We start from the raw sequence: 14,042 nt of genomic DNA on the forward strand, positions 1-14,042 counted from the left end.
GGGTCTATCAAATGCGCAAAGCAGAGGAAGGCGTCAAATTTCCATAAAGCTTCGCTGCTTCAACAAGAGCAGTATCGGGATGAGCAGGAGGCACCCAAAGCTCACATACAAGAGATGGACGGGCATCCATTCCCCTATCACCCCGGCCAGCGCACTGCCCGCAGGGATCGCGCAGGTGCAGACCATCGAGTATAACGCTCCGACGCGGCCAAGCAGTTCCTTGGGGACACTTTCCATAAAGTAGGTCGTGGATGGGGTGTTGCACAATGAGACGGAAAGTCCCATGCCAAAGGAAAATAACGCAGCCAAAACAAGCGGTTGAACCGGAATGACTGCAGGCAGGTACATCAGCGCATAGTTGGCTCCAAGCAGCAGGTAACCGGTGAGGATGAGCCGGCTTTTTTTGTAGGCGGAGCCTTTCTTGCCAATCCATAATCCGCTGACAATAGTCCCGCAGATTAAGCTAAACCCCATCAAGCTTAGGCCGGCAGGACCTGAACCTAAAATTTCATCAACATAGACGGCGTTTAGGACGTTAAACGGGGATAAGCAGAAGTTCACGAATGCCGCAGCCATCACGATGGTTATCAGTAGCTTATTGGATACGAGATATTTTAACCCTGCTTTAAGTTCTTGAACAAAGGAGTTATCTGGTTGTGCAGCTTTGAGGTGAGGTGCAGGCGAAGTTGGGTTGGCGTTTGGGCTGGTGTTACGGATCAGCAGGATGAAGCCGGCCGCAAGGGTGAACGTAATTCCGTCAATCAAAATTGCAGCGGAGATGCCCAAAGTTGCAATAATGCCGCCGACGGTGGCCATGCCCGCTAATTCAGCCGCCCGCGAAGCGGAGGTGCTGAAGGAATTGCCGCTGAGCAGCTTTTCCTTGGGCAGCAGTTGGGGAACCAAAGCCAGCTCGGCAGGAGAGGCAAAGCATTCCAGCGTGGAGGTCAGAAAGGTCAGCATATAGAGATGCCAGGGGGCGAGCCAGCCTTGCCAATAGAGGAAGGCCGTGAAGCAGACGATGAGGCCGCGTCCCAGATAGGTGAACGCCGCGACCTTTTTCTTGGACCAGCGATCCACCAGTGTTCCCGCGAAAAAGCTGAAGGCGATGTTAGGGATGAAATTGAGTGCAAACAAGGTGCCCATCATCAGTGTGGAGCCGGTCAGTCTGTATACCATCCAGCTATAAGCAATCGAGTCAATGGAATCGCCAAAACGGGAAATTACACGAGCGAGCAAAAGGTACATAAACGGTTTATAAGCTGCCAGCTCACCGAACCGGATCAACGGCTGGCTTTTGACGCGCACTTCTTGAGACATGAACACTCCTCCTACACAATAAAAATGTTAATACGTTAAAAATATTTTTACGTCAAGTTTATTTTATCGTTTTTTTGATGGAATGCAAATCTTTTTTTGGCGGGCTTGTCCGACGGGAAGCGGCGGCAAATTCCTCTACCCGTTGTTCCGGTGCGAAACCAGGCAGGAGAAAGAAGGAAGGGCTTACAAAGTGCTTTGATTCTTGACTTTGCTGCGTAACCGTGATAAATTAAATGGTGTTCTCACTAATTTCGTTCCCCGATAGCTCAGTCGGTAGAGCACTCGACTGTTAATCGAGTTGTCACAGGTTCGAGTCCTGTTCGGGGAGCCATTTATATGGAGAGATACCCAAGTGGCTATAAGGGGACCCTCTGCTAAGGGGTTAGACTGCGTAAGCGGTGCGAGGGTTCGAATCCCTCTCTCTCCGTTTTGAGATACATCATAATAAGAGCCTCCGGCGATCCGGAGGCTCTTTGTTGTAAGAGGGATGAGAACCCTCAAATGGAGGGGGCGTCGAAAGCCGTCCAGATTCCGGAGGGCTTTTTCGTGTTTCGCGGGTGAATCGCAGGAAAACAAAAATTTTGTAAAATTAGGGCTTGCAAGCCGAAAATCTTTTTGCTATACTCAATTTTGTCGCCGCTTCTAGTGGTGATTAAGCTGTGGCCCGTTGGTCAAGGGGTTAAGACACCTCCCTTTCACGGAGGTAACAGGGGTTCGAATCCCCTACGGGTCACCATCCTATTTCTTTGATTCATCAATTTCATATGCGGTAGTGGTGGAATGGCAGACACGCTATCTTGAGGGGGTAGTGGGCGTACGCCCGTGGAGGTTCGAGTCCTCTCTACCGCATCCTAAGAAAGTGAAGAACCTTGCGTTTAGCAAGGTTCTTTCTTCATATGCCTGAAGGCATAGGCAAGGGCTAGATTTCGAGTAAGGTACGAATCGCATAAGCCACTCCATGTTCGTCATTGGTTCGGGTGACCGATGTGGCCAGGCGCTTGATTTCATCTACGGCATTTCCCATGGCAATTTTGGTTCCTGCGACTTGAAACATGGATATATCATTATAGCTGTCGCCAATCACGACGGTATTGGTCAAATCCACTCCCAAATGACCGGCGAGAAATTGCAAAGCGTTACCTTTGTCGGTTTCCTTCGCGATGACCTCTACGATATGCTTGGCAGAGGAGGTCGTTTGCACCTGCGGCTGGCCGTTAAAATGCTGCGTGATTTCGTCGAGTTTGTCTTCGTTATAGGTAAACACCAAAAGCTTATACACAGGCCGCTCTTGCTCTATTAGCTGCAGCGGATGGTCGATTCCCTTGAAACCAAATTGAACGAATTGGATTTTGGCGCTCTCCCACAACCGGTCCCGATCGACCTCTGGATTTGCGCTGACCAGCATATCCATTTCAGCCAGCAGCTTTTGCTCGCCGTTTGAAGGGGAATAGATGGCTTCCGGACAAAAGATTTCGAAATAGACGTCCTGTTTCAGCAAATAACGAACGGCTTCCGCGGCAGCGTCCGGGTGAATTGGCGTTTCCCGCAGCAGCTTTCCTTCCCGGTCGAAAACCTCCGCGCCATTGGATGCGATAATGGGGATGGACAGCTCCCCGGTTAAATATCTGGCGTCAAAGCTTGCTCTACCGGTACAAAGCGTTACGGTATGCCCCTGGTCCACGGCATGTGAAATGGCGTCCAAGCCGTGGGAGCTCGGGCGGCTGTTCGAGGTAAGCAGCGTTCCGTCCAGATCTACAGCGATCAGTTTCATTGTTTGTTTCCTCCTATCCTTCCATCATTGGTGAGGGTTATCTTTTGGTTATGAGTATAAATTATGAAATGCATTTCAGGTCAAGGAGAGATCAAAACGTGGCAACTCAGCTTTGGATAATTGTTCTGATTGGAGCAGGAACCTATTTATTACGGGCAGGTTCCTTGGTATTAGGCAGCCGGATCCGATGGTCCGATTCTACGAAGGAATGGCTGGCGTACGTGTCGCCTGCCGTGCTTGGCGCGCTGATCGGGCCGCTGCTGCTGCTCGAAGATGGAAAGTGGATTCCGCTCTCGGATAACCTGATGCTGTTTGCCGCTATTCCTACGATGATCATCGCCTGGTGGTCACGCCGTCTTCTGTTAACAGTAACCGCCGGCGTGCTGTTTTATGCTGGTTTTCACGCTTGGATTGGCTAAACAGGATAGAAAGATAGATAGAGGGAGAGGAAGCAGTCATGAACCGGTCGAAACGAAGTGAAGAGATTCAAAAGGCGCTGCGGGATGCGTTTCCGATTATGCTGGCTTATTTTCCATTGTCCATGACTTATGGTGTGCTTGCTGCGGCGGGAGGATTGCCCGGGGGAATGGCCGTATTCAGTTCGGTATGGATCTTCTCGGGAGGGGCCCAGTTTATGCTGCTAGGCATGTTAGCATCCGCTGCGGCTCCCGTGACGATCGTAACGACACTGCTGCTGTTAAACATGCGTCATGTCCTTTATGGGGCAACGATGGGGCCTTACCTGGCGACATGGCGGGAGTCCCCGAAATGGCTGGCAGCGATCGGCCTAACCGACGAAGGGTTCGCGGTCACTTCCAGCCGGGCAGCCCAAGGGGAGCCCATTTCGCCTTCTTATTATATAACTTTTGCGCTGGCGATTTATGGATCGTGGATTGCCGGTACAGCGGCAGGCACCGGATTGGGGAGTTTCGTCACCGCAGAGCTGGCTGAAGTCTTAACTTTTGCGCTGCCGGCGCTCTTTATCGCCTTGCTTGCCGGGGGCGAGCGTACTTTGCCATTCCTGGCCGCAGCCGGCTGCGGGGCAGTGCTCGCCACTTTGGCAGGGATGCTTCAGCTTGGGGGGATCGGCCTGATCGCCGGAGGTTTGGCCGGCGCTACACTTGGGCAGCAGCTCAGCCGAATCCTATCACGGCGTTCGAAGGCCGCCCGGGACAAAGCTGAACGTGCGATTCGCTAATGCTAAGCGTTTTGTGTAATTATTCTTGCTTGGGCGGCAAGTCCAGATTTGAGGAATATTTGGGATATAATGCCCGGATGCAATCAGGACAAATGTCGTGCGTAAATTCCGCGTGCGTATGCTTGATCAAGTAAGCTTCGGTGGTGCACCACATGTTGTCTTCATCCTTGATCTTCTTACATACGGCACAAATGGGAAGCAGTCCCCGGAGCGTGCGGATATGTGCGAGTTCATGCTGGATTTGAAGTTGCAGACGCTTCAGCCGGGTGATGTTGGTACAGGTGATCACGATGCCTTGAGGCGAAAAGGGGTTTTCTTCCGCATATGGGGTTAATTCGGCAAGAAACCATAACTCAGCATCTTTGGTAGGGGCCTTGAATTCAAATTCAAACCTCTCGGTTTCCCCGCTTAAGATTTTCGAAAATTGCTCCAACAGCAGATGGGGGTTAAAATAAGTATGATCATGCGGCCCATGCTGAAAAAACTGAAAAACATTTAATCCGGGCCGTGCCCAGCCCGGAGCAACGCCCAAAAAGGCGGCTCGGTTGGCCCAAGTTCGGTTGACAGAGATGATCGTTCCATTTGGTTCTATGATTGCAACGCTCTGATTCAAAGAATGATAGGGTGCCTTCCATTGGGGATTGTCATTCATGGCGGGTACGCTCCTGTCATGAAACTGAGGGCAGTCTTCCGACCTATTAAGTACTTGCCGGCGCTGTGTTAAGATATAGACATAGTTCCAGCATTTCACTTTATTATAAACGTATTTAAGTCGTTTCACAACTTTTAAATTACTTAAAAACGTCATCAAAGCTGTTGAGGAAGGTTGGAGAGAAGTTGTCAATCTACGAACGTATTGAACTGCTGATCAAAAACGCCGGAATGACGAAAAAGGCGTTTTGCCTCGAATTGGGGATCAGTACCGGGAACTTCGGGGATTGGAAGCGGGGAAAGTCCACGCCAAGTACAAATAAATTGATTGAGATCGCTGCTTTCTTCGATGTCAGCCTGGACTGGCTCATGACTGGAAAAGAGAAACAGGCGGAATACGTGCAGGACCAAAGAACGGAATATATCTCCACCGATAAAGACTGGATTTCGTTCATCGGCACGTTAACCGAAGCCGAGCGAGCTTTCGTTCGGGAATATATCGAGTTTGTTCGTTACCGGAGGCGAAAGTCCGGCCGGATGGACAAATAATTCCACTTTACTTTTGAATACTGCGAAGCTATAATAACCATGTTCGTCTGAACCTAGACTTAACATGCGCGGTAGTGGTGGAATGGCAGACACGCTATCTTGAGGGGGTAGTGGGCGTACGCCCGTGGAGGTTCGAGTCCTCTCTACCGCATTACAGAAGAACTTCTCGGAGGGATCCGGGAAGTTCTTTTTTTGCTTCTCATCGATTGGGGTGGGCGTGCGGCGTATGGGATGGTGATTTTTTGCACATTCTAATAAAATCTTGCGCAAAGTGCGTCAAATCAGGCCGTTTGGGCAGGTTTTCAAGTTGACACGCCGATAAAAATTCATTAATATGTCTAAGTACTAAAAGAGCTGCGCTCTGGAACGAAATTTGATAATACGGGTGATAACATGGCTTACAGACCGAATGTTGTAAATGTAACCAAGGCCGGCAGCAACGAAAATGACGGATTGTACGAGTTTATCGTGAATCTGGCCGATGGTACGGCGTGCCGCGTGTTTTACCACCGTAATCCCGAATGGCGGTTAACCAACGTCAGCAGGCTGCAAAAGACACCTTGCCCGGTCTGCCGTAAAGACTTCATTTGCGGATGTATGGAGAAGTTTACGGATGAAATCAACCGTCAGATGGTAGAGGGACAGTGGCTCGACAAGCTTACGTCCTAGTAAGAACGCTATGGCCAGCTGGCGACAGCAAGCACGGGAAATGTCCCGTGCTTTTTTCATATCTTCTATAGATGAGATTTGCGTTACCCGCAAACAGGAGAGGGGGCCAAGAGCATGTCAGGTCAACCGGATGAACGGAATGAGCATGTGATCTTATTTGACGGCGTCTGCCATTTATGCCAGGGAGCGGTCAAGTTTATCATTAAGCGTGACCCGGCTGGGCGGTTCCGCTTTGCCTCTTTGCAGTCACAGGCCGGGAGCCGGCTGCTGCAAGCTGCAGGAGCGCATGAGGAATCATTGGACAGCGTCGTGTTGATTGAACGCGGAACCTATTATATCCGCTCAGATGCGGCTCTGCGCATTGCTAGAGGCTTACGGTACCCCTGGCCCCTGCTGTACGCGCTGATCGTCGTCCCGAAGGGGCTTCGGGATGCAGTCTATCAATTCATCGCCAAACATCGTTACCGTTGGTTTGGGAAGGACGAAACCTGCCTCGTGCCGACCCGGGAGCTGAAGGAGCGGTTTTTGGAGGATGGGTAGGGTTAAACGGAAACTATGAAAAAGCTCTTGTCTATCATCCATAATTGTGATATTCTTACTGTAAAATTTAGGAATATAGAAACGGAACGGTAGCACCGTCCATTACTCGATTGTTGAATCGGGTTATTGGGCGGTGCTTTTTTTGTTCTCGTTTTCCTTGAAGGAGGGGATTAAGATTCCAATCAAATTGGTGCTGGCCGTGCAAGAGGAGGAGTATATCGAACCATTTTTACAGTATGTACATGCGAGCGAGTTCGATCGGCGTTTGGTGGTGATCGCGTTTAGCCGGAAGGAGGCGTTTGCCCAATATATGCTGGAATCCGGCGGAGAGATCGATGCGGTGTTGGGTGACCCGGCATTCCTTGAGGCGGCGGAAGCCATGAAGCGCCCCGGGCTTTACTTCATTGAACTGGGTGAAGGCGGCGGATCACAGCATTCCGGTAGCTTACGCGTCGACAAGTATCAATCGTTGCATCAGCTGCTTTCTGCGGTGATCGAGCTCGTTCAGGGAGGCTCGGGCAAGGAGGTGCGCATCGGCGGGAAGCCTTTGGTCATTGGGGTTTATTCGACCGTAGGAGGCTGCGGCAAGACAACGGTGGCCCTGCATTTAGCCCGACAGCTGGCGACTGAAGGGGGAAAGGTGTTTTACCTGAACCTGGAGACGATTGGCAGCGAACCGCCGTTTGCCGGGCAGAGCTCAAAGGAGGGGAAGCCTGGATTGGCCCGGCTGCTGTACGACTTGAAGGCCGCGGAGGATCGGCGGGAACCGCCCCGTTTCCCGATTTCTGCGTATGCCTACAGGCATCCCGTACTGCAAGGGGATACGCTGGCTCCGCCGGATAATCTGAATGAGCTGCTGGAAATGGAGCGCAAAGATACGATGGAGTTAATCGAGTACATCGCCGGCAGCGGCTTGTACGATTCGGTGATCGTGGATATGGACTCCTTTCCGGATGGCCGTACGGAAGCGGTGCTGGAGCGGGCGGACCGCGTCGTTTGGATCGTTACGGATGACTGGGGAGTGATGCGTAAAACCGGGGGATGGCTGACCCATCTGGAACGAACTCGGCCGGATTTTTACCGGTCGCTTCTGAAGAAAACTCGCTTTACGCTGAATCGGCATACAGGCAAGCAGTTGACTGATTTGCCGCGGCCGGAGATGAAATTAAAGGCCACGTTATCGTATATTCCGGCCTGGAGTCAGGGCAGCCGCCAAGGGGAATTGCTGCATTCGCCGCTGTATCAACGCGATATGATTCGGCTTTGCCGCGAGCTCCAGGGCGAGGAACCGTCATTCGCTGGTGCGGGAGGGATCCATGATGGAGGAAGCGGACTTCACGGCCCTGCGTAATGAAATTCGCCAGGGGCTGGATGTCACCTCCGTTCTGAACGATGACCAGCTGATGGATTATATTGAGCGGCGCGTGTTGGAGGACCGGAGATTAAGCGGGGCGACGGCGGCTGAGAAGCGCAAATGGGTGCGCAGGCTGTACGATTCGTTTCGCGGGCTGGATGTCCTTCAACCCCTGGTTGAGGATCGCAGCGTCACAGAAATAATGATCAACAGCCATGAGGAAATCTTCGTTGAACGGGAGGGGCAGGTCCAGCGGATTCCCGTCCGCTTCGAGTCTCGGGAGCGCTTGGAGGACATTATCCAGATGATTGTATCCGGCGTTAACCGGGTAGTGAACGAATCGTCGCCCATCGTTGATGCACGCCTGCGGGACGGGTCGCGGGTAAATATCGTGCTGCCACCCATCGCTTTAAAGGGCCCAACGATGACGATTCGCAAATTCCCGGAACGGCCGTTGACCATGGAGCAGTTGGTTGCGATTGGCTCCCTGAGTGAGGAAGCGGCAGAGCTGCTGCAACGGCTCGTGCGAAGCAAATACAACATCTTTATCAGCGGCGGAACAGGCTCGGGGAAAACGACGTTTTTAAACGCCCTGTCCCAGTTCATCCCATCCGATGAGCGGGTGATTACGATCGAGGATTCCGCCGAGCTGCAAATCGTTACGGTCCCTAATCTCGTCTCGCTCGAAACCCGAAATGCGAATACGGAAGGGAAAGGCGAAATTACCGTGCGCGAGCTGATCCGATCCTCGCTGCGTATGCGGCCCAATCGGATTATCGTCGGTGAGGTGCGCGGGGCGGAAGCGCTGGATATGCTGCAGGCGATGAATACCGGCCATGATGGCTCCCCATCATGGGTATTGTGGAGGTCAATTTAATCAAGAAAATGATATACACAATATCAATGATAGGAGTCCATCGTGGGTATTGTGGTAGTGAATTAGACATGGAGTCGTTAGTTGAACGAGATCTCTTGGATGTAAGCATCAAAAAACTTGTTTTTCACACCTTTAATTTTTCGTAAGTCGGTGTTTACTACAATCTTATCAAAGACAGTATGAATAATTTCTTTTTTCTCTTGATCATCGAAATACGCCCAGCCTTCTGCTAGTCCAACCAGTTCCTCAATTCGAGGTATGCCAGAAAAAGCCTTTTGTTCTTGTGCAATCCGTTGGCGAATCTCCTTCTCACGCTTATCCTCTTCAGCCATTCTCTTACGGATTTCCTGCTTCCCAATCAAGCCTTCAACAAACATGTACTGCCACTTTTCCCTACGTTCAGCTACCTTTGAAAGCTCGCGTTTGGCGCTGTCGATTGCACTTTTCTTTTTTCCTTCATCAGCAAATATTTTCATAGCCTCTTCATTAAGTTTTTCCATATCTTCTTGAATTTGATTAATGTACTGGAACACCAAATGTTCGATGTGTGTCTGGCGAAAGATAGGGAGATCACACGTCTTACTGTGATGACGGTTAGAGCAAATATAGTATTGAGTACGGACAATCCCTTTGGTTGTTGTTCTTTTTGTTGTCAATCGTCCAAACATAGCTGCTCCACAACGACCACAACGTAAAACGCCACTAAACCAGTATTCACCAACTTTGCTGAATCCGCCTTGAGATTTCCGTTTCATGTATTTCTTGAGTTCTTCATACTCCTCTTGAGTAAAAATAGGTTCATGTGATCCTTTACCATATACGCACTTTACCCTCTCATCTCGTTTGCTGTTAACGTATGTACCAGCAGGGGTCTTTGAACCAATCCTAATGATACCTGCGTAATATGGGTTCTCTAATGTGTAGGCAACGGTAGCATCAGTCCACTCTCGCCCTCTTCGAAGCTTACCCGAGCGATTCATAATCATAGCCACAGATTTATAACCTTTACCACTCATATACAAATCTCTGACTTCACGAATCAGTGCAGCCTCTTCAGGAATGAGTTGCTCGTCCTGCGTGTATCCATAGGGCACTACGCCACCTGGACGTCGCCCCTCCGCAACCATTTGCTCGACTCCGAAGCGTACACGCTCTGAGATCGTCCCACGCTCCCACTCAGCCATTGCACCGACAAGGGTGATAAAGAACCTCCCCATTGCTGTCGTCGTCTCAAAAATCTCTGTAGCGCTCTTAAACTTCACGCCATAAAGATCAAATGTTTTAAGTAGGGAGTGTAGGTCGCCTACGGAACGAGTAAGGCGGTCGAGTTTGTAAACGAGAACAACATCAAACAGTTTCTTCTCCATATCTTCCAACATACGCTGCATATCTGGGCGTTTTAAGTCTTTTGCTGAATAGCCATCATCAACGTAAAAGTCGTGTATGACCCAATCCTGTGATTCTGCAAAGCTGATTAAACGACTACGTTGCCCCTCAATGCTAAAACCTTCTTCTGCTTGCATGTCTGTTGATACACGAATATAGATAGCAACACGCATTTATACATCGCTTCCTTAAGCATTAATGTTTTGTGCATTCCAGGCTTCCCATCTATTTTTGGCTAAGTCGAGTGGAACGACAAATTCTTCAGCAATCCAGCGAATACCTTCATCAAGGTAATTGATGTGTGCAATATCGTCATGATTGATCATGTGAAGGGGTACAAGCAGATACTCTGCGAAATGTGCTGCTTGTATTTCGTGGCGCTGGATATGTAAGTTCGATATTTCTAAGTGGGAGGCTACATGTAGAACATGATGACACAACTCATGGGCTACGGTCTGTCGCCATTCAGGCAGAGATAACTGATCGTTGATATATAAACCGCTCCATCCTATTTTTGTGGGATGGGCGATACAATGACTGCGGATTGAAGTTGGAAAGACTTCGGCTTTACAAGCATAAGCGATGGCTTCGATGTCGATTTCGTGTGGGTAGTGGATATTGAGATAATTCAAGAGTTTATTCACTTGCTGCTCTAAGTTTAAGTTCATGAAACATCGTCCTTTTTCTTGGTGATTATGGTGTTCTAAGCTTTGAAAACACGTTTAAACGGAACGTATGTTCTGTTTAAACTGTAAAAGAAAAGCCCTAAAGGGCTATAGAATTATTTATCTTTCAAATCCCAAGCGGATTCGTCAGTGTCTTTTTCTGTAGGAGGTACTTTCTTTTTCTTTTTGATTTCTTCATGCCAGTAGCGAATAATTTCTTCCTTTTCTTCGTTTGAAGCCTCTAAAAAACCATCGAAAAAAATTTGTTCAAGAAGTGGTGGCTTTGGAGAATTAGTGATTGAATTCTTCAAGACTTGTCCGGAAATAATGGGTGAATCAACAGAACGTACATCTGATTTTCCTACGAGATAATCGATAGACACATTAAAGACGTTTGATATTTTTATGAGGGTGTCCATGTCAGGAGTTCTATTTCCATTTTCATAACCTGAAATGGAAACTTTAGTTAGGTTCAGTTTTGCACCTAGCTCTTCTTGTGTCCACTTATGCTCTTTTCTAAGTTGCTTTAAACGATAGGGAAAAGACAATTTAATCACTCCAGAACAAGTTCAATTAACTTAATAATAAGTTAACGAGCGGCTAACTTCAATGTAGTTAACTAAATAGAAATTATTCATTGACAATTCACTAAACGCTAACATATACTGGGTATAGTTCACTAATGGTTTATTCAAGGAGGTGCTGCATAGTGCTCTTGACTTTAAAGCAAATAAGAAAAAATAATAATAAAACTTGTCAGGAAGTCGCTGATGCTGTAGGGATAAGTAAGGTTTACTACTGGCAAATCGAGAACGGTAAAAGGAAACTTTACTATGATCTTGCAGTAAAAATAGCAGCATTTTTTAATATGTATCCTGATGATATTTTTTTACCTCAAAAGTAAACTAAATGAAAACATAATTTCAAAAAAGTATTCTTTATAGAAACTTTGTTGGAGGCGATTATTAGAATGCAAATCTCAAAACCATATAACCCTGGTTTATCTGAAAAAGCTTGGAATAAGCTGCACAAAATGCTGGCAGCTTTAAATATCAAATACGCTGCTGAGATTCAAGCTAGCCGAAAAGCAAAGCAAGAAAAAGCTATGTAGTGAGTAAAACGATGAAGGAGGTACTCTGATGGGAGCTGCATTTGCAATACAGGTTATGACTGGTAAAGAGAACAATGTTAAAAAGCTGATGGAGTGGGCGTTTGCTCGAAATGAATCCGCTCAAAATTGGATCAAGGCAGTACATACATTTACAACAACTACTCGACGATTGCTCGGTCAGGGAAAGCTTGGAAAAGAGATTAAACGTGCTATTATGCCCGGTTATATTTTTATTGAAATGAATTACTCAGTCGATGAAAATAATTGCTCGGCGCATTTACCTGCCGATGTGTGGCATCTCATCAAGAGTATCCCCGGAGTAATAAAACAATTTACTGGCTCTGGACAAGTTATCGGAGCCGAAGAGTTTCAAAAGATGTTAGGGCTTGAGCCAGAGGAACAACAAGTTGAAGTTGCAGTGCCTATTCAAGAGCAAGAGGCACCTGGATCTACGGAAGAAAAGGTTCAAGTCGATGAAGTTGAGAAAAATATGAAGAATGCTCTGCATGAGGTCAATATGGCCAAGACTAAGGAAGAGCGCGTACAAGCACTAAAAGCTTTGGATGTTGCAATTTCAGCCATCCACAAACTCACAATGAGTGCGATACAACAGCTTGAAAAGGGGGCTGAAGAGCCGGTTGGAGTAGTGGCAAGGGAACTGAAAAGCATTCAGCAACATAAGAACCGAATGGCTGAAAGGGTACGAGCATTTGTAAGAAATAACAAAGAAATTGTGAGTTTTCCAAGAACCTTTTTGGACAAAATTATATACTCTGTTGATCTTCAAAGCAAATGGCTGCAATCACCGCGATCATTGATAACTTTATTGTTTAAATATCTTCGTGAGTCAGGTGTTAGCTGATGGAAGCACCATTACTAGAAACGAGCACAGGCCATGTGGTGTACTTCATCCATCCACGTAACGGTAGTTTGAGTGAGGAGGATACCTTTGGTGTAGCGCGTTGGCAGCCGGAAAACGGCGGTGAACCCTTTGCCATTAAAGGCAATCTTTACGGAGTAAACAAAGGGGAGCGGATTACTGTTCATGGTAAGTGGGAGACTCACCCCAAATATGGACTACAGTTTGCTGTAGATCACTGGGAGCGGCCTTTGCCTAAAACCAAGGACCAGATTATTTCCTTCCTCAGTTCTAAATTCGTCAAAGGGTGCGGAGTGAAAACTGCTGAATTGATCGTTCAAAAGCTCGGTGATCGAGCACTGGAACGAATTATGCATGAGGGTGCCGCTTGTCTAATGGGTATTAAGGGGATTGGCACGAAAAGTGCAGTGAAAATTGCAGATAGCATTAAAAGCAATTTTGAAATTCAGCAGATTATGATGACGCTGTTGCCCTACGGAATTTCTGCGGATACTGTAACGAAAATGTATAAGCAATGGGGGAACGAGTGCGTTGATATTGTGCGGCGCAACCCATATCGACTCACGGAGATTCATCTAATCGGGTTTCTTAAGGCTGATGAGATAGCTATGACAATAGGCATTAGTATGGACTCACCGTATCGCTTAAATGCAGCGTTACAGCATGTTCTTAACGAGACGTGCTATAAGGGTGGTCATTGCTTTGTCTTTGAACACGAACTAATTGATCGGACTAAAGAGCTTTTACGAGGCGTTTCAGAACAGGATATTGAAACAGAGCTTCAGTTAATGGCAGCTCACGAACAAGTAATATGGGAAGAAGATAAGATTTATCCGAAGCACCTGTATATCTATGAGAATAAACTTGCTCATAAGCTGGCTTGCATGGCAACCCGGAGTGGCGGAGCTATGCCTTCTATAGAAAATTCAATCAAACAGTATCAGATGAAGCATGGTATAGTTTTGGCTGATAAGCAACGTGAAGCCATTAGAGAAATGTTTCGTCAGCAGATTCTAATTGTTACAGGGAATCCAGGCACCGGCAAAACAACTGTGGTAAAGGCTATGATCGACA

At 47.9% G+C, this 14,042-nt stretch carries 16 protein-coding genes, 5 tRNA genes and 1 pseudogene; 16 read left to right on the plus strand and 6 right to left on the minus strand.

Going from position 1 to position 14,042, the window contains the following annotated elements; all coding sequences use genetic code 11:
• Nucleotides 1–33: 33 nt before the first annotated feature.
• Nucleotides 34–1,317: an MFS transporter gene (locus tag POTG_RS19000; RefSeq protein ID WP_009226476.1), complete on the minus strand. Its 1,284-nt coding sequence runs from the start codon at nucleotides 1,315–1,317 to the stop codon at nucleotides 34–36.
• 255 nt (nucleotides 1,318–1,572) lie between these two features.
• Here POTG_RS19000 and POTG_RS19005 point away from each other — a divergent pair.
• From POTG_RS19005 to POTG_RS19020, 4 genes are all read left to right on the plus strand, one after another.
• A tRNA-Asn gene (locus POTG_RS19005) sits at nucleotides 1,573–1,648 on the plus strand.
• Between the two features lie 7 nt (nucleotides 1,649–1,655).
• Nucleotides 1,656–1,744 (plus strand) — tRNA-Ser (locus tag POTG_RS19010).
• A 234-nt stretch (nucleotides 1,745–1,978) separates the two neighbouring features.
• Nucleotides 1,979–2,053 (plus strand) — tRNA-Glu (locus tag POTG_RS19015).
• A gap of 30 nt (nucleotides 2,054–2,083) precedes the next feature.
• Nucleotides 2,084–2,166 (plus strand) — tRNA-Leu (locus tag POTG_RS19020).
• Nucleotides 2,167–2,236: 70 nt separating this feature from the next.
• Here POTG_RS19020 and POTG_RS19025 read toward each other — a convergent pair.
• Nucleotides 2,237–3,088 carry a Cof-type HAD-IIB family hydrolase gene (locus POTG_RS19025; protein WP_009226477.1) on the minus strand — a complete coding sequence of 284 codons (852 nt, stop codon included), beginning with the start codon at nucleotides 3,086–3,088 and terminating at the stop codon, nucleotides 2,237–2,239.
• A gap of 98 nt (nucleotides 3,089–3,186) precedes the next feature.
• Here POTG_RS19025 and POTG_RS19030 point away from each other — a divergent pair, with 98 nt between their 5' ends.
• Nucleotides 3,187–3,507 (plus strand): AzlD domain-containing protein, encoded by a 321-nt coding sequence (locus POTG_RS19030; RefSeq protein WP_036646274.1) that lies wholly within the window; start codon nucleotides 3,187–3,189, stop codon nucleotides 3,505–3,507.
• A gap of 38 nt (nucleotides 3,508–3,545) precedes the next feature.
• Nucleotides 3,546–4,286 (plus strand): AzlC family ABC transporter permease, encoded by a 741-nt coding sequence (locus tag POTG_RS19035; protein WP_009226479.1) that lies wholly within the window; start codon nucleotides 3,546–3,548, stop codon nucleotides 4,284–4,286.
• Between the two features lie 19 nt (nucleotides 4,287–4,305).
• Here POTG_RS19035 and POTG_RS19040 read toward each other — a convergent pair whose 3' ends face one another.
• Nucleotides 4,306–5,067 carry a PAS domain-containing protein gene (locus tag POTG_RS19040; RefSeq protein ID WP_232282357.1) on the minus strand — a complete coding sequence of 254 codons (762 nt, stop codon included), beginning with the start codon at nucleotides 5,065–5,067 and terminating at the stop codon, nucleotides 4,306–4,308.
• A 101-nt stretch (nucleotides 5,068–5,168) separates the two neighbouring features.
• On the opposite strand from POTG_RS19040, the gene POTG_RS19045 reads away from it, so the two are divergent.
• From POTG_RS19045 to POTG_RS19070, 6 genes and pseudogenes are all read left to right on the plus strand, one after another.
• Nucleotides 5,169–5,486 carry a helix-turn-helix domain-containing protein gene (locus POTG_RS19045; RefSeq protein WP_050769818.1) on the plus strand — a complete coding sequence of 106 codons (318 nt, stop codon included), beginning with the start codon at nucleotides 5,169–5,171 and terminating at the stop codon, nucleotides 5,484–5,486.
• A gap of 68 nt (nucleotides 5,487–5,554) precedes the next feature.
• Nucleotides 5,555–5,637, plus strand: a tRNA-Leu gene (locus POTG_RS19050).
• 242 nt (nucleotides 5,638–5,879) lie between these two features.
• Entirely contained in the window at nucleotides 5,880–6,155 is a 276-nt protein-coding gene (locus tag POTG_RS19055) for a hypothetical protein (RefSeq protein ID WP_009226482.1), read from the plus strand.
• 114 nt (nucleotides 6,156–6,269) lie between these two features.
• Nucleotides 6,270–6,695, plus strand: coding sequence for a thiol-disulfide oxidoreductase DCC family protein (locus tag POTG_RS19060; protein ID WP_009226483.1), 426 nt, complete (start codon nucleotides 6,270–6,272; stop codon nucleotides 6,693–6,695).
• A gap of 133 nt (nucleotides 6,696–6,828) precedes the next feature.
• Nucleotides 6,829–8,046, plus strand: a complete 1,218-nt coding sequence (locus tag POTG_RS19065) for a nucleotide-binding protein (RefSeq protein ID WP_157273520.1) — start codon at nucleotides 6,829–6,831, stop codon at nucleotides 8,044–8,046.
• A pseudogene (locus POTG_RS19070) lies at nucleotides 8,015–8,902 on the plus strand (CpaF family protein); the annotation flags it as partial. The gene POTG_RS19065 and the pseudogene POTG_RS19070, both read left to right, overlap by 32 nt.
• 101 nt (nucleotides 8,903–9,003) lie before the next feature.
• Here the strand turns inward: POTG_RS19070 and POTG_RS22840 are convergent.
• The 3 genes from POTG_RS22840 to POTG_RS22845 all read right to left on the minus strand — a co-directional run bounded on the left by POTG_RS22840 (nucleotide 9,004) and on the right by POTG_RS22845 (nucleotide 11,525).
• On the minus strand, nucleotides 9,004–10,485 hold the full coding sequence (locus tag POTG_RS22840; protein WP_009226486.1) for a recombinase family protein: 1,482 nt from the start codon (nucleotides 10,483–10,485) through the stop codon (nucleotides 9,004–9,006).
• Nucleotides 10,486–10,500: 15 nt separating this feature from the next.
• Nucleotides 10,501–10,980, minus strand: a complete 480-nt coding sequence (locus POTG_RS19080) for an ImmA/IrrE family metallo-endopeptidase (protein WP_009226487.1) — start codon at nucleotides 10,978–10,980, stop codon at nucleotides 10,501–10,503.
• A 113-nt stretch (nucleotides 10,981–11,093) separates the two neighbouring features.
• Nucleotides 11,094–11,525: a helix-turn-helix domain-containing protein gene (locus POTG_RS22845; protein WP_009226488.1), complete on the minus strand. Its 432-nt coding sequence runs from the start codon at nucleotides 11,523–11,525 to the stop codon at nucleotides 11,094–11,096.
• A gap of 161 nt (nucleotides 11,526–11,686) precedes the next feature.
• Between POTG_RS22845 and POTG_RS19090 the strand changes: the two genes are divergently transcribed.
• The 4 genes from POTG_RS19090 to POTG_RS22850 all read left to right on the plus strand — a co-directional run.
• A complete protein-coding gene (locus POTG_RS19090) occupies nucleotides 11,687–11,881 on the plus strand; it encodes a helix-turn-helix transcriptional regulator (RefSeq protein ID WP_009226489.1) in 195 nt (64 codons plus the stop codon).
• Nucleotides 11,882–11,947: 66 nt separating this feature from the next.
• Nucleotides 11,948–12,088: a hypothetical protein gene (locus tag POTG_RS24060; RefSeq protein ID WP_156124767.1), complete on the plus strand. Its 141-nt coding sequence runs from the start codon at nucleotides 11,948–11,950 to the stop codon at nucleotides 12,086–12,088.
• A gap of 28 nt (nucleotides 12,089–12,116) precedes the next feature.
• On the plus strand, nucleotides 12,117–12,950 hold the full coding sequence (locus POTG_RS19095; RefSeq protein ID WP_009226490.1) for a transcription termination/antitermination NusG family protein: 834 nt from the start codon (nucleotides 12,117–12,119) through the stop codon (nucleotides 12,948–12,950).
• Nucleotides 12,950–14,042, plus strand: a 1,093-nt coding sequence (locus POTG_RS22850; protein ID WP_332306515.1) for a helix-hairpin-helix domain-containing protein, incomplete at its 3' end; no start/stop codon positions are given. The genes POTG_RS19095 and POTG_RS22850, both read left to right, overlap by 1 nt.

It is taken from the genome of Paenibacillus sp. oral taxon 786 str. D14 (assembly GCF_000159955.1).
GTDB lineage: Bacteria > Bacillota > Bacilli > Paenibacillales > Paenibacillaceae > Fontibacillus > Fontibacillus phoenicis.